This window comes from Pseudomonas sp. 58 R 12 (assembly GCF_900005865.1).
In the GTDB taxonomy this organism is placed as follows: domain Bacteria; phylum Pseudomonadota; class Gammaproteobacteria; order Pseudomonadales; family Pseudomonadaceae; genus Aquipseudomonas; species Aquipseudomonas tritici.
Genome location: NZ_CVTP01000021.1, coordinates 482,222 through 500,864, shown reverse-complemented (window position 1 = coordinate 500,864; position 18,643 = coordinate 482,222). Strand labels below are relative to the sequence as shown.

Annotated in this window: 16 protein-coding genes; 6 read left to right on the top strand and 10 right to left on the bottom strand. The window is 58.8% G+C overall.

Going from position 1 to position 18,643, the window contains the following annotated elements:
• Positions 1-49: 49 nt before the first annotated feature.
• From ftsZ to BFP95_RS19545, 4 genes are all read left to right on the top strand, one after another.
• On the top strand, positions 50-1,255 hold the full coding sequence (gene ftsZ / locus BFP95_RS19560) for a cell division protein FtsZ (protein ID WP_065875044.1): 1,206 nt from the start codon (positions 50-52) through the stop codon (positions 1,253-1,255).
• A 112-nt stretch (positions 1,256-1,367) separates the two neighbouring features.
• On the top strand, positions 1,368-2,279 hold the full coding sequence (gene lpxC, locus BFP95_RS19555) for a UDP-3-O-acyl-N-acetylglucosamine deacetylase (protein WP_003171886.1): 912 nt from the start codon (positions 1,368-1,370) through the stop codon (positions 2,277-2,279).
• A 352-nt stretch (positions 2,280-2,631) separates the two neighbouring features.
• On the top strand, positions 2,632-3,105 hold the full coding sequence (locus BFP95_RS19550) for a CesT family type III secretion system chaperone (RefSeq protein WP_065875043.1): 474 nt from the start codon (positions 2,632-2,634) through the stop codon (positions 3,103-3,105).
• A gap of 37 nt (positions 3,106-3,142) precedes the next feature.
• Positions 3,143-4,102 (top strand): hypothetical protein, encoded by a 960-nt coding sequence (locus tag BFP95_RS19545; protein WP_065910581.1) that lies wholly within the window; start codon positions 3,143-3,145, stop codon positions 4,100-4,102.
• Positions 4,103-4,184: 82 nt separating this feature from the next.
• On the opposite strand, the gene BFP95_RS19540 is transcribed toward BFP95_RS19545, so the two are convergent.
• The 6 genes from BFP95_RS19540 to BFP95_RS19515 form a co-directional block, all read right to left on the bottom strand.
• On the bottom strand, positions 4,185-5,678 hold the full coding sequence (locus BFP95_RS19540) for a sensor domain-containing diguanylate cyclase (protein ID WP_065910580.1): 1,494 nt from the start codon (positions 5,676-5,678) through the stop codon (positions 4,185-4,187).
• Between the two features lie 84 nt (positions 5,679-5,762).
• Positions 5,763-7,085, bottom strand: a complete 1,323-nt coding sequence (locus BFP95_RS19535) for an OprD family porin (protein ID WP_065875040.1) — start codon at positions 7,083-7,085, stop codon at positions 5,763-5,765.
• A 312-nt stretch (positions 7,086-7,397) separates the two neighbouring features.
• On the bottom strand, positions 7,398-8,762 hold the full coding sequence (locus BFP95_RS19530; RefSeq protein ID WP_065879593.1) for a heavy metal sensor histidine kinase: 1,365 nt from the start codon (positions 8,760-8,762) through the stop codon (positions 7,398-7,400).
• A complete protein-coding gene (locus tag BFP95_RS19525; RefSeq protein ID WP_010213025.1) occupies positions 8,752-9,429 on the bottom strand; it encodes a heavy metal response regulator transcription factor in 678 nt (225 codons plus the stop codon). The genes BFP95_RS19530 and BFP95_RS19525 overlap by 11 nt, the downstream gene beginning before the upstream one ends.
• A 31-nt stretch (positions 9,430-9,460) precedes the next feature.
• A complete protein-coding gene (locus BFP95_RS19520; RefSeq protein WP_065910579.1) occupies positions 9,461-12,559 on the bottom strand; it encodes a multidrug efflux RND transporter permease subunit in 3,099 nt (1,032 codons plus the stop codon).
• Positions 12,556-13,722 (bottom strand): efflux RND transporter periplasmic adaptor subunit, encoded by a 1,167-nt coding sequence (locus tag BFP95_RS19515; RefSeq protein WP_065875037.1) that lies wholly within the window; start codon positions 13,720-13,722, stop codon positions 12,556-12,558. Before BFP95_RS19515 ends, BFP95_RS19520 begins: the two co-directional genes overlap by 4 nt.
• Before the next feature lie 212 nt (positions 13,723-13,934).
• Here BFP95_RS19515 and BFP95_RS19510 point away from each other — a divergent pair, with 212 nt between their 5' ends.
• Together BFP95_RS19510 and BFP95_RS19505 are read left to right on the top strand one after the other, a co-directional pair.
• Positions 13,935-14,168 carry a hypothetical protein gene (locus BFP95_RS19510; protein ID WP_065875036.1) on the top strand — a complete coding sequence of 78 codons (234 nt, stop codon included), beginning with the start codon at positions 13,935-13,937 and terminating at the stop codon, positions 14,166-14,168.
• A 164-nt stretch (positions 14,169-14,332) separates the two neighbouring features.
• Positions 14,333-15,103, top strand: coding sequence for a transporter substrate-binding domain-containing protein (locus BFP95_RS19505; RefSeq protein ID WP_065875035.1), 771 nt, complete (start codon positions 14,333-14,335; stop codon positions 15,101-15,103).
• Positions 15,104-15,228: 125 nt separating this feature from the next.
• Here BFP95_RS19505 and BFP95_RS19500 read toward each other — a convergent pair whose 3' ends face one another.
• The 4 genes from BFP95_RS19500 to BFP95_RS19485 form a co-directional block, all read right to left on the bottom strand.
• Positions 15,229-15,972 (bottom strand): YkgJ family cysteine cluster protein, encoded by a 744-nt coding sequence (locus BFP95_RS19500; protein WP_065875034.1) that lies wholly within the window; start codon positions 15,970-15,972, stop codon positions 15,229-15,231.
• 108 nt (positions 15,973-16,080) lie between these two features.
• Positions 16,081-16,563, bottom strand: coding sequence for a GNAT family N-acetyltransferase (locus BFP95_RS19495; protein WP_065875033.1), 483 nt, complete (start codon positions 16,561-16,563; stop codon positions 16,081-16,083).
• Positions 16,560-17,462 carry a chemotaxis protein CheV gene (locus BFP95_RS19490; protein WP_065875032.1) on the bottom strand — a complete coding sequence of 301 codons (903 nt, stop codon included), beginning with the start codon at positions 17,460-17,462 and terminating at the stop codon, positions 16,560-16,562. The genes BFP95_RS19495 and BFP95_RS19490 overlap by 4 nt, the downstream gene beginning before the upstream one ends.
• Positions 17,463-17,575: 113 nt before the next feature.
• A complete protein-coding gene (locus tag BFP95_RS19485) occupies positions 17,576-18,550 on the bottom strand; it encodes a 2-hydroxyacid dehydrogenase (protein ID WP_065875031.1) in 975 nt (324 codons plus the stop codon).
• Between the last annotated feature and the right edge of the window lie 93 nt (positions 18,551-18,643).

Below are 18,643 nucleotides of genomic sequence, written 5' to 3'. Positions count from 1 at the left end.
GCAATAAGCAGTAGGCGAAAAAACTAGAGAAAATGAAAGGAGAGGGAACATGTTCGAACTCGTAGACAACATCCCCGCTAGCCCGGTCATCAAAGTGATCGGTGTCGGCGGTGGCGGCGGTAACGCTGTCAACCATATGGTCAAGAGCAACATTGAAGGCGTTGAATTCATCTGCGCCAACACTGATGCCCAGGCGCTGAAAAGCATCGGCGCGCGGACCATCCTGCAATTGGGCACAGCCGTGACCAAGGGCCTTGGCGCTGGCGCCAATCCGGAAGTCGGCCGTCAAGCCGCGCTGGAAGACCGCGAGCGTATTGCTGAAGTGCTGCAAGGCACCAACATGGTGTTCATCACCACCGGCATGGGCGGCGGTACCGGTACCGGTGCTGCGCCGATCATTGCCGAAGTGGCCAAGGAAATGGGCATTCTGACGGTGGCTGTCGTCACTCGTCCGTTCCCGTTCGAAGGTCGCAAGCGCATGCAGATCGCGGACGAAGGCATCCGTCTGCTGTCTGAAAGCGTCGACTCGTTGATCACCATTCCCAACGAGAAGCTGCTGACTATCCTGGGCAAGGACGCAAGCCTGCTGTCCGCGTTCGCCAAGGCTGACGATGTACTGGCCGGTGCCGTTCGCGGTATCTCCGACATCATCAAGCGCCCAGGCATGATCAACGTCGACTTTGCCGACGTACGTACTGTCATGAGCGAAATGGGCATGGCGATGATGGGCACTGGCTGCGCCAGCGGTCCGAACCGTGCACGTGAAGCCACTGAAGCGGCCATCCGCAACCCGTTGCTGGAAGACGTGAACCTGCAAGGCGCACGCGGCATCCTGGTGAACATCACCGCCGGTCCTGATCTGTCCCTGGGTGAGTACTCCGACGTGGGTAGCATCATCGAAGCCTTCGCTTCCGAGCACGCGATGGTCAAAGTCGGTACCGTTATCGATCCAGACATGCGTGATGAACTGCACGTGACTGTGGTTGCGACCGGCCTTGGCGCTAAAATCGAGAAGCCTGTCAAGGTCATCGACAATACCGTTCATACCAGCCACAACAGCCACGCCAGCCAAGCGGCTGCTGCTCCAGCGCCTTCGCGCCAGGAACTGCCGTCGGTGAACTACCGTGATCTGGACCGTCCGACCGTGATGCGCAACCAGGCTCAGGCCGGTGCTGCGGCGTCCCGTAGCCCGAATCCGCAAGATGATCTGGACTACCTGGACATCCCGGCTTTCCTGCGTCGTCAGGCCGATTGATGGAATGTATCAGGGCTATGAAGGTGATTGGTGTTCAGCAAAGGTCTGGTCTGCTATTATCGCCAGCCTTTGTTGATACCAGTTCGCAATTTGCGCTCAAGCGGTCCAAGCCATGATTAAACAACGCACCCTGAAGAATATTATCCGTGCCACAGGTGTAGGTCTGCACTCCGGGGAGAAGGTATACCTGACCCTCAAACCTGCACCTGTCGACACCGGCATCGTGTTTGTTCGTGCCGACCTGGACCCTGTGGTGCAGATTCCTGCTCGCGCGGAAAACGTTGGCGAAACCACGATGTCGACCACATTGGTCAACGGTGACGTCAAAGTGGACACGGTGGAGCACTTGCTCTCGGCCATGGCTGGCCTGGGCATCGATAACGCCTACGTCGAGCTCTCCGCGTCCGAAGTCCCGATCATGGATGGCAGCGCTGGACCCTTCGTATTCTTGATTCAATCTGCCGGCCTGGAAGAACAGGACGCAGCCAAGAAGTTCATTCGCATTCTGCGGGAAGTGACAGTAGAGGACGGCGACAAGCGCGCCACCTTCGTCCCGTTCGAAGGCTTTAAAGTGAGCTTTGAGATCGATTTCGATCACCCGGTATTCCGTGACCGCACCCAAAGTGCAAGCGTGGATTTTTCCAGCACTTCGTTCGTAAAAGAAGTCAGCCGCGCCCGTACCTTTGGTTTCATGAGTGACATCGAGTACCTGCGCAAGCACAACCTCGCACTCGGCGGCAGCGTTGAAAACGCCATTGTGGTCGACGCGGATGGTGTACTGAACGAAGACGGCCTTCGTTACGAAGACGAATTTGTTAAGCACAAGATCCTCGATGCAATCGGTGACCTCTACCTGCTGGGCAATAGCCTGATAGGCGAGTTCAAAGGCTTCAAGTCGGGCCATGCCCTTAACAACCAGCTGCTGCGCAAGTTGATTGAGCAGACAGATGCTTGGGAAGTCGTGACCTTCGAAGATGCCAGCACCGCACCGATCTCTTACATGCGTCCCGTTGCGGCGGTGTAAGTAACAACTCTCTTTTCTTTAGTTTTGAAAGGCTGCCTTCGGGTGGCCTTTTTTTTTCTTTTAATTTCAATTAATCAGTGTTTTTTTGCACGATGGAATGGTGTGTTGAAGTTTTATTCGTGGTCAAACGGGGTTTTCAGTTCCTGCAGCCAAGTAGTGAATTTTCTCGTAATGGTTAGGCTGTTTTCTTTACCCAAGGCGACTGAGTAATGTAGCGCTGTGTTTCGATCTACCGCATGGATGCTCTGAGTTGTGGTTTCACGAATTTCGGAGTGCTTGTTATGTTGGAAATTGTTGAGTGGGGTAAAGGGTTCGATGTGTACTTCATTGGCCATGCCGGGAGTGTTCGAACATGAGCAGGGAGGATGATATTTTACAGGCGTTTGCAATGAAACTCGGATTGCCCGGGTTGAAGTTTGATGCGTCTCGTGTTTGTCAGTTGAACGTGGAGGGTCTCAAGTTAGCACTTTATGATAATAGAACCAGAAAAAGTGTGACGATCCTCTGTGACCTTGCGGACAGCTCAATGAGTCGTGGGGAGGTCGAGGACTGGCAAAAGTTCCTGTTTGAATCGCAATTTCAATTCTTGCATAAGGACACGCCTGTCGTCGGGTTCAACTCGGCGTCGGGAGCAATGGTCGCGATGAATCATATCGCTGATGACGAGCTGTCTCTTTCACGGCTCTGCGCGGAATTGAACGAGCTGATTGAATGGGTGCTGGAATGGTTCCACCAGTTTTCAATGAGATCACGGGCAGCGTTTATCGGTCTGACATCTCCCACTTATCAACCTGCCAACAGCCTGCGTAGAGGTCACCATGCCTAGTATAAGTCCAACCCATATTCCCAGTACCGGAACACTTTTGCGCGAAGCACAGGCTCCAGGCATTTTGGAAAGCAACGGTGTAAAGCGCCTTGTAACAGTCGGTGATGCCAATGGCCACTTTGGTGGGGGGCTGCCTGGCTCGCTGGGCAATGGCTCTGCGCTTTACAAAGATGTTGCGGCTCGACAGATTGTGAAGGCGTTTCGGGGGTTCATCAGTGGAAAGTCGCATGAGCGGATGATTCATAACGGATCAATATGGAAGGGGGCACCGGCCGGTACAGAGAGAAATCACGTTGATGAACTGTCGAGAAACAACCTTCACGGGCTTCGTAAAGAACTGGGGAGGCTGTCCGAGCAGGAAAGTAGCTTTTTAGACAATTTTTTTACTGTCCCCCTGTATGCAACCCATAGTACGGCCGCACCCGTAAAGCGAGAGGATGGCAGCGTTGCACTGTTCTCGCGTCAAAAATTGATCGATAGACATATTATTTTTAATACTCAAAATTCGCCTCAAGAAGATATAAAACTTTTAGGAAATGATGACTTTGTATTCTTTGCTTTGGAGGTAGGCAAGGAGCCGAAGAAACCAAGTAGTCGTTTTGGTGGCACGACATATCGCTTCGATTTTGACACGCCTGCCTTCAAGGATGCCGCGTGGTTAAGTTTGGTTGAAATGCGTTTTGCGCAGACACCTAATTTGGATAGGCATGTAGACGGCCTGGACAGCACTGAATATGGCAAGCTCTCAAAACAGAAACTTCAACCCTTTGAAACTGTTTTTTCCGGGGGGGACATGAAGGCGGGTATTGGGCTATCGATTATCCGGGATTTGCGTAAACTTTCACCGACGTCAAATTACAATTTGCTTGAAAGTAGGGGGGAAGTGGCAATCAATAAGCTTGTTAATGGCCTCTATCGTCCTGAGATAAAAGTCGCTAAACATTTCTTTTCGGACAACTATATGGAGGCAGCCGTTAGAAAGGATGACAAGGCATAAGGCCAGCGGTTAGTAGCAGCGGGGCGTGGCGTTGATGATGCGATATATCTTGGCATCAACTGATGCCTGGCAGGCGTAGGCATTACAAAGTGCTGGCATCCACAACCCGATTCCGCCCCGTATGCTTGGCCTCATACAACGCCCGATCCGCGCTCAGCAGCAGCGCTTCCAGCGACATGTGACTGCGCTTGTCCCAAGTGCTTACGCCGATACTCACGGTAATCGGCCGCTCATCCCCTGCCACCCGTGGCAAATGCTCGATGCTGCTGCGGATGTGCTCGGCAATCACGCTGGCGCCCTTGGCATCGGTATGCGGCAGCACCACCGCAAACTCTTCTCCACCATAGCGCGCGGCCAGGTCGGCCGGGCGACGGATGTTGCTGCCGATCACTTGGGCCACGGTGCGCAACGCTTCGTCCCCACCGTGATGACCGTGGCGGTCGTTGAAGGCTTTGAAGTGGTCTACGTCGATCATCACCACCGTCAGTGGCTCGGCCGAGCGCTGGGCGCGCTCCCATTCCAGGCGCAGGCGTTCGTCGAGGATGCGGCGGTTGGCCAGGCCGGTCAGGGCATCGGTGGCTGCCAGTTCTGACAGTACGCGTTCAGCGCGAAAACGGCGCCGCAGTTCCCGGCGCAGCATCCAAGTCAGCCATAGCAGGCCAACACACAGGATACCGGTGGCCCCACTGGTGAGCAGCGCGGCGCGATTCCATGGCGCGAGCACGTCTTCGCTGGACAGCGCCACCACCACGATCAGCGGCAATGTCCCGACATTGGTAAAGGTATACAGGCGCTCCTTGCCGGTGATGGCCGAGATGGCCTGAAAACTTCCTCTGCCCTCATTGAGTATGCGTTTGAAGTTGGGACGTTCGCTCAGGTCCTTGTCAATCATGTCGCGCTCCAGCAGTGGCTGCTGGGCTAACAGAATGCCGCGGTTGTTGAGCAGGTTGACCGAGCTGCCGTTGCCGATCGTCAGGCGGCTGAACAGCTGGTCGAAGTAAGCCAGGCGCATGGTCGCTACCGCTACGCCGGCAAACTCGCCATTGGGGCCTGATACGCGACGGCTGAATGCAATGCGCCACACTTGGTCGCAGTTACAGTGGATGCGGAATGGACGACTGATGAACAACCCCGTTTGCACAGCGTTTTTATGTGCCAGGAAATAGTCACGGTTGGCGAAATTACGCGGTGTCGGCGTGAGTGTCGATGAGTCTGCGATCACTGAACCATTGGCGTTCAGCAGCAGGACCTCGCCTTTGAAAGGCGCGGCGATGGATTGATCAAACTGCACCAGGTGCTGGATGTCCGCCGATGCCTGGGACAAGTCTTGACGCTGCCTGGCAGTGATCAACCCCTGCAAGGCAAAGTCATAGAGTTCGACATTACGCAACACGTCGGCGTTGATCAGTTGTGTGATGTTGCTCGTCGAGCGTTGAGCGGCCTGCAAGGTGCTGGCGTGTTCACGAATCAACAGCGCCGCGACAATGACCACAATCAAGGTCACGGTGAAACCGCTGCCCAGAATCAGTAACAGCTCCGGGCGCGCAGGCGGGGTACGAGTACGGCGTTGGCTCATCGCGCAGACTTCAGCAGGGAAGATACTGGCAGTTTAGTTCTACCCGATGAAAATTAAATCATCGCCGCGAAAGAAATCAGGGTGTCAGAACACGTTGATCGGATAGTCGACGATCACCCGGTATTCATCCACATCCCGATCCACCGCCGAGTAACCGTTGCTGCCCCGGTTGACGGCCCATTGCAGGCGCAATGCCAAGTCCTTGGCCTTGCCGCCCTGTACCACGTATTTCACATCGATATCCCGTTCCCAGTGCTTGGCGTCCTTACCGTCAGCGCTGTACCAGGCGCTGTAGCCACGGCTTTGCGGATCGACCTTGGTCAGGTCGGTCTTGCCGCTGATATAGGACACGGCCGTGCTCAGGCCGGGCAGGCCCAGGCCGCCGAAGTCATAGGCGTACTTGAGCTTCCACGAGCGTTCATTGGGGCCGTTGAAATCAGAGTATTGCTGGGAGTTGTCCAGGTACACACTGTCGCCCTGGGCAATGTAGTCGAACGGCGTGTTGCCATTGACTCGCTGGTAGGCGGCGGTGACGCTGTGATGACCCGCGTTCACGGTGAAATGCAGGCTGTAGGTATTGTTATCGATATCTCCCAGCAGCGACTGCCCGGTGTCCTGGGTGTGATAGTAGTGCAGACCGGGGTTGAGACTGATCATCTCGTTCACCACATAGGTGTAGTCCAGGTCGTAGTAGTACTGGTTCCACACGTCCTTGAGTTCGGAGGCGTAGAGGTTGCTGGTCAGCCCATCGATGCCGCTGAACGACATGCCTGCCCAGTTCATGTGCTGGCTGTCCGCGTTATTTGGCAGAGCGCCGTAGCTGGTGCCGATGCGCCGGTGGCCGCTCTGGTTGTAAAGTTTGGTGAAGCTGGCCTGGCCCCCTTCGAACATCCAGCCGTCCAGGCTGTGGTTGGCCAGGCTCACGCCACGGAAGGTCTGAGGCAGCATGCGGGTCATGCCGCCGGCGATCACCGGGTTATTCAGAAACAGGTCGCCGGCTTTCAGCTCGGTATCGAACGCACGCATTTTCAAGGTGCCACCGGCTGTGGAAAACGATCCGGGCGCCTTGCCGTTGCCACTGCCGTACGGAAGGATGCTGGAGCCATCAGTGCCGCCACCGCCGTCGAGCTTGAGGCCAAGCATGGCGTGAGCGTCCAGGCCGAAGCCGACAGTGCCCTGGGTGTAGCCGGATTCAAAAGTGCCAATGAAACCCTGGCCCCATTCTTTGCTGTCATCAGTGTGGATGTCGCGACGGTCGCGGTTCATGTAGTAATTGCGGGCGTTTAGCTTGAGGCTGGAACCTTCGACAAAGCCATCGGCAGGGGGAGCGTCTGCCGCATGGGCAAGGGGGGCAATCGTTGTTGCAATCGCGAGGAATAACGGGGTGAACGTCAGCGAGTTCTTCACCGGTGGTGCTCCTTTGGTCAATCTGGAACGGCCAATGTCGTGGGGGTGTGCCTGGCCTTTTTTACGGCAAAAAAAAGCCGCTGAAGTCAGCGGCTTTAAGACAGATTCCCAGTGTAGAGCCCTGGAAATAAGTCGAGGGAAATTCGGGTAAGCGGAAGCTGCCTTTGCCGTCGCGCTCATCGATGCGTCAAATTAACGCAGGCGAGCGGTACGATACAGAGTGTAACAAGATAAGGACTGTTGCCCAAACCGCAACAGTCGGACTGCCTGATCTTTCTGGTGTACATCGAACACACTGTGGGAGCGAGTTGGCTACACGGGAAGGGTGATGCCGAAGGTATTGCCGCCGTGCTCGCTGCGCACAAACACATCGCCGCCGTGCATCAGCGCAATCGCCTTGACGATGGCCAGGCCCAGTCCATGATTCGCGCCGCTGTTGCTGCGTGACGCATCCACCCGATAAAAGCGTTCGAACAGGCGCGGCAGATGTTCGCTGGCAATTTCATCGCCGGGGTTAGTTACGCCGATTGCCACCTGATGTTCGTGCACCTCGATGTTCACAACGATGATCTGCCCAGGCGCGGTGTGTTGCACAGCGTTGCTCAGCAAGTTGATCAGCGCACGGCGCAGGTGGGCTTTTTCGATCTGCACCGTGGCATCGCCACTTACCTGTACTTCGACCTGAGCGTCTTCGAGAATGAAGTCCAAGTAATCGAGGGTGGTTGCCACTTCATCGGCCAGGGAGCTTTCGATCAGCTTGGTGGCCTTGCTGCCCTGGTCGGCGCTGGCGAGGAAGAGCATGTCATTGATGATCGAGCGCAGGCGCTCCAGCTCTTCAAGGTTGGATTGCAGTACCTCGAAATAATGCTCGGCCGAACGCCCGCGGGTCAGCGCCACCTGGGTCTGGCCGATAAGGTTGGTCAATGGCGAACGCAGCTCGTGGGCTACATCGGCGTTGAACGACTCCAGGCGCGAATAGGCCTGCTCGACGCGGTCGAGAGTGGCGTTGAACGAGTTGACGAACTGGCTCAGCTCCGGCGGCAGTGGCGACAACTGCAGGCGCCCGGAGAGCTTAGGCGGGGCAAGTTTCTGTGCTTCATCCGACAGTTTGCCCAGCGGTTTGAGGCCGATGCGCGCTACCCAGAAGCCCAGCAGCGCGGCGAGCATGACACCCACAAAGGCCAGGCTCACCAGTGCCACCAGCAACTGGTGCTGGGTCGCGTGGAAGTTTTCTGTGTCGATGGCAATCATGAAGCGCAGCGGCGGGCGCTGGTCCTTGGCCGGGAACTGGCTCACCAGTGCCTTGAACGGGTGTTGATGGCCCGGTAGATGCAAATCGCGTTTGCCGGTGTGCCCATTGGCAAAAGCGCGGATCTGGGCATCGGGGTTGCCATACTCATAGGAGGGGACGTCGCTGACCACCCAGAAGCGGATACGCTTGTCTTCTTCACTGAGCAACTTGAGCTTGGCGGTAATCTTTGCCCAGTGATCGGGCGTCCCGAAGCGGCCCACCGACGACTCCAACACGCTGTAGCGTGCATCCAGTTCAGCCTCAGGCAACAAGCCCAGCCCCCGATCCACCTGCTGGTACAGCGCACCGCCGATCAGCAGGAAGATCACCAGCGCTACCAGGGTGAACATGCCGCTCAGGCGCAGGGCAATGGAGTTAGCTGACACTGCGACTCTCCAGCACATACCCCATGCCACGGATGGTGTGCAGCAGCTTGGTATCGAACGGCCCATCGAGTTTGGCCCGCAGGCGCTTGATCGCCACTTCCACGACGTTGGCGTCGCTGTCGAAATTGATGTCCCAGACCATTTCTGCAATCGCTGTCTTGGACAGGATCTCGCCCTGGCGCCGCGCCAATACGCTGAGCAGCGAGAACTCCTTGGCGGTCAGGTCCAGGCGCACGCCGTTACGGCTGGCCTTGCGGCTGATCAGGTCGATCCACAGGTCGGCAACGGTTACCTGCACCGGCTCATGACCACCGCTGCGGCGGGTCAAGGCTTGCAAACGTGCCACCAACTCGAGGAAAGAGAACGGCTTGCCCAGGTAATCGTCAGCGCCTTCGCGCAGACCACGAATGCGATCTTCAACGCGTTCGCGGGCGGTGAGCATGATCACCGGCGTTTGTTTGCGCGCACGCAGCGCACGCAATACACCAAAGCCATCGAGGCCGGGCAGCATCACGTCGAGCACGATCACCGCGTAGTCATTCTCCAACGCCAGGTGCAAACCCTCGACGCCTTCGCGGGCCACATCGACGGTGTAGCCCTGTTCTGTCAGGCCGCGGTGCAGGTAGTCCGCGGTTTTTTCTTCGTCTTCAATAATCAGGACGCGCATGAGCCTTTTGCTCTAGGGCGGGGCCCCAGCCTCAATGTGTGGTCGCCAACGCAGGTGTTGGTTTGGGCCTGTGGAAAAACTTCTCAAGGTACAAGTATATGACCGGCGTGGTGAACAGCGTCAGCGCCTGGCTGACCAGCAGCCCGCCGACCACCGAGATGCCCAGCGGCTGGCGCAGCTCCGCACCGGCGCCATAGCCGAGCATCAGCGGCAGGGCGCCGAGCAGTGCGGCCAAGGACGTCATGATGATCGGCCGGAACCGTGTGATGCAGGCTTCGAAGATCGCATCCTGCGGTGACAGCCCACGCGTGCGCTGGGCGTCCAGGGCGAAATCGATCAGCAGGATACCGTTCTTCTTGACGATGCCGATCAACAGCACCAGGCCGATCAGCGCCATGATCGAGAAGTCCTGGCCCAACAGCCACAGCATGACCAGCGCACCCAGGCCTGCCGAGGGCAACGTCGAGATGATCGTCAGCGGGTGCACGAAGCTCTCATACAGCACGCCGAGAATGATATAGACCGCCACCAATGCCGCAAGGATCAGCCACGGCTGGCTGGCCAGCGAACTCTGGAACGCCTGCGCCGCACCCTGGAAATTGCCGATGATCGAAGCCGGCATGCCGATCTCGTTTTTCGCCTGGTTGAGCAGAATCACCGCATCACCCAACGCAATACCGGGCGCCAGGTTGAACGACAGATTGGCGGCCGGGAACATGCCATCGTGGCTGATGGACAGTGGGCCAACTGTGGGCGCCTCGACGCGGGCCAATGCCGACAGCGGCACCATTTCATTGGTCAGCGGCGAACGCAGGTAGAAGTAATTCAGGCTTTCGGCCTTGCCGCGCTGTTGGGTGTCCAGTTCCAGTACCACTTGGTATTGGTTGATTTCGGTCTGGAACTCATTGACCTGGCGCTGGCCGAAGGCGTCATACAGCGCTTGATCGACGTCGGTGGCGGTGAGTCCGAACCGTGCGGCAGCGCGGCGATCGATGGTGATGTGGGTGATGCTGCCGCCCAGTTGCAGGTCATTGGAGATGTCGCGGAACGCCGGAATGGAACGCAGTTTTTCGGTCAGGCGTTGGGTCCAGGTGTTCAGCGTCGCGCCGTCGTTACTCTTGAGCACGTACTGATATTGACTACGACTTGGGCCGGAGCTGAGGTTGATGTCCTGGCCCGCGCGCAGGTACAACACGATGCCCGGCACCTTGGCCAGCTTGGGTCGGATGCGGTCGATGAATTGGCTGGCGGACACATCCCGATCACCTCGGGGTACGAGGGAAATCCAGAAGCGCCCGTTGGCGATGGTCTGGTTGCTACCGGTTACACCGACGGAGTGGGAGAACGCTCGCACAGCCGGATCATCCTTCATGATTTGCGCCAGCGCCTTGTGCTTGGCGACCATGTCCGGGTAAGACACGTCCGCCGCCGCCTCGCTGGTGCCGAGAATAAAACCGGTGTCCTGCACCGGAAAGAAACCCTTGGGGATAAACACATAGCCGACCACGGCCAGCGCCAGGGTCAGCATGAAGATGCCAGCCATGGTGCGCTGGTGGGCCAGGGCGCGACGCAAGCTTCTTTCGTAGGCTGCCAGCAGTCTTTCACCAAAGCCGGGTTTGTCATGCGCGCGGTGGTTTGGTGCATTCATGAACAATGCGGCCAGGGTCGGCGCCAGCGTCAGGGACACCACGACGGAAATCAGGATGGTCGACGTGGCGGTCAAGGCAAACTCCTTGAACAGCCTGCCGACTACGCCGCCCATGAACAGCAGCGGAATAAAGGCTGCCACCAGGGACACGCTGATAGACACCACGGTAAAGCCAATCTCACTGGACCCCTTGATCGCCGCCTCGCGCTTGTCCATGCCGGTCTCAAGATGGCGATGGATGTTCTCCACCACCACAATCGCATCGTCCACCACAAAGCCTACGGCCACCACGATGGCTACCAGGGTCAGGTTGTTCAGGCTGAAGCCCAGCACGTACATCAGGGCAAAACTCGCGATCAACGATACGCCCAGCACGCTGGAGACAATGATGGTCGCCGACCATTGGCGCAGGAAAATCGCCATCACCCCGACCACCAGCAATACGGCGATCAACAAGGTCATTTCCACTTCGTGCAGCGAGGCACGGATGGTGGTGGTACGGTCCATCAGCACGCTGACCTGCACCGATGCCGGCAGCATGGCTTCCAGTCGTGGTAATTCGGCCTGGATGCGCTCCACGGTCTCGACGATGTTGGCGCCGGGCTGGCGGGTAATTACCAGGTTAACGCCAGGCGTGTCGACGGCCCACGCCTGAACGTAGGCGTTTTCCGATCCGCTGACGACTTTGGCGACGTCGCGCAGTTGAACAGGGGCGCCATCCTTGTAGGAGACGATCAGGTCGCCGTATTCACCCGGGTGAAATAGCTGATCATTGGTTGCCAGGGTCGAGACGCTGTTCTTGCCGTACAGCGCCCCTTTGGCCAGGTTGAGGCTGGATTGCTGGATCGCCAGGCGGATGTCGGCCAAGGTCAGGCCGATGGCGGCGAGCTTATCGGGAGAAGCCTGCACGCGAATCGCCGGGCGCTGCTGGCCGGTGATGTTGATCTGGCCTACGCCGTCGATCTGGCTGATCTGGCGCGCCAACAAGGTTTCGACCAAATCACTCAGTTCAGTGCCGGGCATGTCGTGGGAGCTGACACTGACGATCAGAACCGGACTGTCCGCCGGGTTTACCTTACGCCAGGTCGGCAGACTAGGCATATCGCTCGGCAGTTTGCCGGCAGCGGTATTGATAGCTGCCTGCACTTCCTGCGCAGCGGTATCGATGCTTTTATCGAGGGTGAATTGCAGGGTCAGCAGAGTGGAGCCCAAGGCACTGCTGGAGGTCATCTGAGTCATGCCAGGGATTGCGCTGAATTGCACTTCCAGTGGGGTCGCAATCGACGATGCCATGGTGTCCGGGCTCGCGCCTGGTAACTGTGCGGTCACCTGAATGGTGGGAAACTCAGCCTCTGGCAGTGGGGCGATGGGTAATTTTGGAAAGGCAATCAGCCCGAGCAGCACCAGGGCGAATGTGAGCAGCAGGGTGGCGACCGGGCGGTCGATGCACCAGGCGGAAATCGAGCCCCGGGATGTCGTCATGGCTGCACCATGACGTCAGCGGTCTGGATCACTTGGGGTGGCTCTTTGAGGACCTCTATCTTGGCGCCCGCCTTGAGCCGCGACTGACCATCGCTGACCAGCACATCGCCCGCCTGGATGCCCTTGAGAATGTTGCGTTCACTGTCCTGATACACCACTTGCACCGGCACGATTTCTACCTTGTCACCGTTGACGCGGTACACGAAGTGCGAGTCCAGGCCGCGCTGCACCACGCTTGGCGGAACCGCCAGGGCGTTGCGGTCGAGGGCGGTCTGGATCTTGATCGTCACCAGTTGGCCCGGCCAGAGTTTCTGCATGCTGTTGCTGAATTCGGCCTTGGCGCGGAGGGTGCCGGTGGTACTGCTGATCTGGTTGTCGATCAGGCTCAGGCGGCCCTGGCCGAGCAGGTCGGCGTTTTCGCCTTCGGTATCGGCACCCAGGTAGGCGTCTACGCGGGCGGGATAAGCCGCTGCGATCAGGCCCTGCAATGTCGGTAACATCTGCTGGGGCAGGGAGAATTCGATGGCAATCGGGTCGATCTGGGTGACCGAGAACAGCCCTTGGGCATCGCTCATGCGCAGGAAGTTGCCTTCATCCACACTACGGATACCGACGCGGCCGGTGACGGGCGAGCGAATCTGCGTGTAAGACAGTTGCACCTGGGCCGCGTCGATGGCGGCCTGATTACCCTGTAACGTGGCTTTCAGCTGGTTGACCAGCGCCTGTTGCTGGTCGTAGGTCTGCTTGGAGATGCCATCATCAATGCTCAGTTCCTTGTAGCGCTTGAGGTTGACCTGCGCCACGTGCAGTTGCGCCTGGCTTTCGCCCAGTTGCGCCTTGGCCTGGTCGAGGCTGGCACGGATCGAGCGGTCATCGATGCTCGCCAGCAGGTCACCGGCCTTGACCAGTTGCCCCTCCTTGACCAGCAATCGAGTGAGGATGCCGTCGATTTGCGGGCGAATAACCACGCTGTGCAACGACAGCACCGAGCCGATTCCGGTCACGTAGCGCGGCAAGTCCTGCTCCACCACCTTCACGACCCTTACCGGTACGGCGGTGGAGGCAACCAGTTTGGGCTTGGCAGGTCGGGTCAGCGCCCAGGCCGCGACAGCCAGAATTGCGAGGACTCCCACGGTCAATACAGTTTTTCTTTTAATGTGCATGCTGTAAGGCGCCAAGGCAGGGGTTGAGGTAGGGGTGAGTATTTATAGCCTGCTGACCCAGTCAGTAAAGTGACCGCTATCTGACAGCCGCGTCAGTTAACTCCTGACCATTCGTACGACGCTGGTCAAAGATCTGAGTCGCGCAGGTATACTTCCTACCTATGTGATCCTTCACTTGGCCCACATCATCTTCTGCATGCCCCGGAGCTTTCATGAAATCCCCGACACACACACCTGTTGAAGCGGCCGACCTCGTCGATTCGGCCAACGCCGACGGCGTTGAAAAAGCCGAGATCCCGGCGTTCAAGTTTCCCTTCAAACCGGGTGAACTGGGTGGCAGCAAGAGTGACGCCCAGCCTTGGTACAAAAACGGTGCCAAGAACGGCCACACCAAGACCCCTGGCATGGCGCCGCCGGGTACTCGTCGTTCGATGGGTAAACGTTAGGAATAATCTGCAACGCGCCTTGCAGGATGCAACCTACAGTGCCCGCTGAAATTTCCGCTTGTAGGCTCGCGATCGTTTCTTGAAAGCTTGCACCGCTTCTGTTCGGCCTCGACTTTTTACCGAGGCTGAATAGAGGGCGCTCTTTCCGGAAAAGGATGTTTCCTGTGGCCCTGATACAGCTCTGTGTAGCGCTTGCCCTGTTGCTCGCGGTGGATGCCGTTGCTGGCATTGATCAACCGCGACGCGAAATCCGCTTCGCCGTTGCCGCGCAATTCCCCCCCTTCCAGAGCCGTAACCCGCAAGGGCAATTGGTCGGTCTGAATATCGAGCTGGGCAATGCTTTGTGCCAGCAGTTGAATGCGCGCTGCACCTGGGTCGACCAGGTGTTGGTCGAAAACTTCGAAGACCTTGATGCCCGCCAATTCGATGCAATCATGGGGATTGCGCCCACCCCCAAGCGACGGCGCTGGGTGAGCTTCAGCGATATCCTCTACCCCTTTACCACGCGCCTGGTCGCGCATCGAACCTCAGGCCTGATGCCAACGACGGCGTCGCTCAAGGGCAAGCGCGTTGGCGTATTGTTGGGCAGCAATCGCGAAGCCTTCGCCCGGTCGCAATGGGCGCGCAACGGGGTGATCATCAAGAGCTTCTGGCTCAACGACGAATTGGTGCGCAGCCTGGTGGCAGGTGATATTGACGCCACTCTGCAGGGCACCGTGGAAATCCGCAACGCCTTGCTCGACACGGTCGCAGGTGCGGATTTCGACTTCCTGGGCCCTGCGGTGTCTACCGAACTGCTGGGCGAGGGCGTGGCGATTGCACTGCGCAATACCGACACAGCGTTGCGTACGGAGCTTAATCGCGCCCTTGAACAACTTATGCACAACGGCGAGTATCAGCGGATTCTTGCGCCTTACCGGCTGGATGCACCGTGAGCGTCCACAGGCCCAGCATGCTGGCGTCGCGCTGGACGGTGCCAGCCAGCGCGTCACAAATCACGGCGCTTGTGGTGAAAGGACCATCACTATCGCGGGCTTGCCCGCGATGAGGCCGGAACAGTCTAAGCTGCCCGCAACGAAATAAACGCATAGTTGGCCGGCACCTCAGTCGCAACCCGCGCGCCGGCATCCAGCACCTGTTCGGCGATGTCCAGGCCCGACACATGGAACACCCACTCGCTGGCCACGGGTGGCTGATTCGCTGCGGACTCAAGCGCCTGGCCAAATGCGCCCATGTCCGGCAGGTAAGCGGTAAACCCATCCCCCTTGAGCGCCGTGGTCCGTATGCCCAGCAAGGCGCACACCGTTTCCTTGGTCTGCACGTCATCGCGATCGGCCTGACGTGAACGGCGGATCAACTCAGCCAGCTCCAGGTCCATCAACTCACCGCCTACGATCAGCGCAGGGCCCTGTTCCCAGGATTCCGGTGGGCAGTCCTTGGCGGCAGGGTTCAGCGGGATGTGCGGGTTGATCTCCATCGGGTAGATGCGGCACACCAATGGCCGGCGTTCGTAGATGCGGCACAGGTTGTCTTCGTCAAGATTCCGGCAGCGTCCGGCGTTGTAGGCAGCAAAGGTGATCGCCACAAACGCCTCGGTGTTGCCGCTGGGTACCACCACCGAACGGCGCTCGGCATGTTCGCGTTGCTGCTGGGGCAGGCCCAGGCCATTACCCAGGAACCCTTCCACCAGGACGATGACGTTACCGCCGTCCGCCGCCCACAGGCGGGCCTCGTCGAGTGTCAGGGGGACGTGATGGTCGGTGCAGCATTTACCGCAACCGACGCAGGAAAAGTGGGTGTTCATGGCAGATCTGTCACCAGGCTAGGTCAGAGGGCACGCAGGAACGGTGACGGGTTTTTACCTCTGTTCACCGTTCAGGCACTCTGGAAGCAAGTTATGCGCCAGCGAGTGTCAGTCGTCTGCGACCACATCCCGTAGGACAAATACCATGCCTGCGCTTTCATACAGTTGCCGGGCACGCAGGTTGCTCTCCAGCACCTTGAGGTCCACGTAGGGTTCGCCGCGCTGCTTGAATACCTGGAAGCTGTGCAGCAACAACGCACGGCCCACTCCCTGGCCCTGGGCGCAAGGGTGTACGCACAGGTTCTTGATAAAGGCGCTGGTCCAGCACTGCGCCACGCCGAGAATGCCCTCGCCGCTGCTGGCCACCAGGCACAGCGTGGGGTCGAACTCGGCATCGCTAGTGAATTGGCGCTGCCAGGTTTCCAGGTTGGGAACGCGGCCGCCGCCCTGGTCCTGGGTCATGCGCAACACCGCGTGAATCGCCGGGGCGAGGTCTGCGCGGTAATGATCCAACTGTGTATTGGCCGGCCACTGCGGTGCGGGCAGGCTGCCCCTCAGGTCGCGGCGCAGTAGTTGGAAATACTCGGTCACAGACTCTGTTGCGCCACGGTTTTGGCGGCCACTACCAGGCACTTGGTCAGCTCGGGCGAGGAAAACTTGGTCAGCACCGAGTTGGCCCCGGCCAGACGGGCTTTTTCGCTGTTCATCGCGCTGTCCAGGGAGGTGTGCAGCAACACATACAGGTGCTGGAAGTCCGGGGTTTCACGCAGGGTGCGGGTGAGGGCGTAACCGTCCATTTCGGACATCTCGATGTCCGACACCACCACATTGATCTGCTCGGCCGTGCCTTGCAGCTCCAGCAGCACATCGATGGCTTCCTTGGCACTGCGCGCAGTGTGGCAGGTGAGGCCGAGGTTGCGCAGGGTGTGCACCGATTGCTGCAGGGCGACCTGGCTGTCATCGACCACCAGGATCCGCGCATGGCCGAGTACTTCAGCTTCTTCCATGGTCAGGTCGGTAGGCGCCACTTCGATCGGAGCCGGCGCGATACCGTGGATGACTTTTTCGATATCCAGCACCTGCACCAGGCCGCCTTCCACCTGGGTGACTCCAGTGATGAACGCGCGGTTACCGCCGGAGCCATAGGGCGGCGGGCGGATGTCGGTGGTCAGGCAATGCACGATCTTGCTCACCGCCTGCACATGCAGACCCTGCTTGGAACGGCTCACATCAGTGACGATCAGGCAGCCGCCGTTGGGGTCTTCAAGGGGCATTTCGCCCAGGGCACGGCTCAGGTCGATCACTGCCAGCGAGGCACCGCGCAGGGTGGCGATGCCTTTGACGTGCGGGTGAGACTCCGGCAGCTTGGTCAGCGGCGGGCACGGAATGATTTCGCTGACTTTCAGCAGGTTGATGGCCATCAGCTTGCCGCTGCGCAAGGTAAAGAGCAGAAGCGAAAGTGAGTCTGCGCGGGCTTTGGTGGTGGACATAAAAACCTTCTGTGGATCAGGGAGGACGATCTATGGAAGGTTATCGACTTGGGGGAGCCAGGCTTTAACCGTATTTTGTGTGGTACATGCCCCGCTCCCACAGGGCATTTGTGTCAACCCTTCCAGACTTGCGGGTTCACCAGGTCCTGCGGACGTTGGCCCAGCAGGGCGCTGCGCAAATTGTCCAGGGCGCGGTTGGCCATGGCTTCACGGGTTTCATGGGTGGCCGAGCCAATATGCGGCAGGGTCACGGCATTGCTCAGCTGGAACAGCGGCGACTCGGCCAACGGCTCTTGCTCATACACATCCAGCCCGGCGCCACGGATGCGCTGGGTTTGCAGCGCTTCGATCAGCGCCGGCTCGTCGACCACCGGGCCTCGGGAGATATTGATCAGGATCGCGCTGGACTTCATCAACCCCAGCTCGCGGGTGCTGATCAGGTGGCGGGTCTTGTCGCTCAACGGCACCACCAGGCAGACGAAGTCCGCCTCGGCCAGCAGTTCATCCAGGCTGCGAAATTGTGCGCCCAGTTCCTGCTCCAGCGCCGGCTTGCGGCTGTTGCCGCTGTACAGGACCGGCATGTTGAAACCCAAGCGCCCACGCCGTGCCACGGCCGCGCCGATATTGCCCATGCCGACGATGCCCAGCGTCTTGCCATGCACATCGCAACCGAACAACGGCGCGCCCACGCTGGCTTTCCACTGGCCGGCTTTGGTCCAGGCGTCCAACTCGGCCACGCGGCGGGCGCTGCTCATCAGCAGGGCGAAGGCCAGGTCGGCGGTGCTTTCGGTGAGGACGTCGGGGGTATTGGTGAGCATGATCCCGCGCTCGTTGAAGTACGGCACGTCATAGTTGTCGTAGCCCACCGACACGCTGGACACCACTTCCAGGTTGCCCGCACCTTCCAACTGCTCGCGGCCCAGCTTGCGACCCACGCCGATCAGGCCGTGGGCGTGGGGCAGGGCTTCATTGAATTGAGCGTTGATATCGCCCAGCTTGGGGTTGGGCGCAATCACCTCGAAATCCTGTTGCAGGCGTTCGATCATTTCCGGGGTGACACGGCTGAAGGCGAGGACAGTCTTTTTCATTGCAGGCGGGCTCATCGACTACGGAAGAATGCCAAGCACGCTAACATTATTGAGTATTGTTGTGCGAATTGAGGGGGCTGTAGTGAGCGGGCT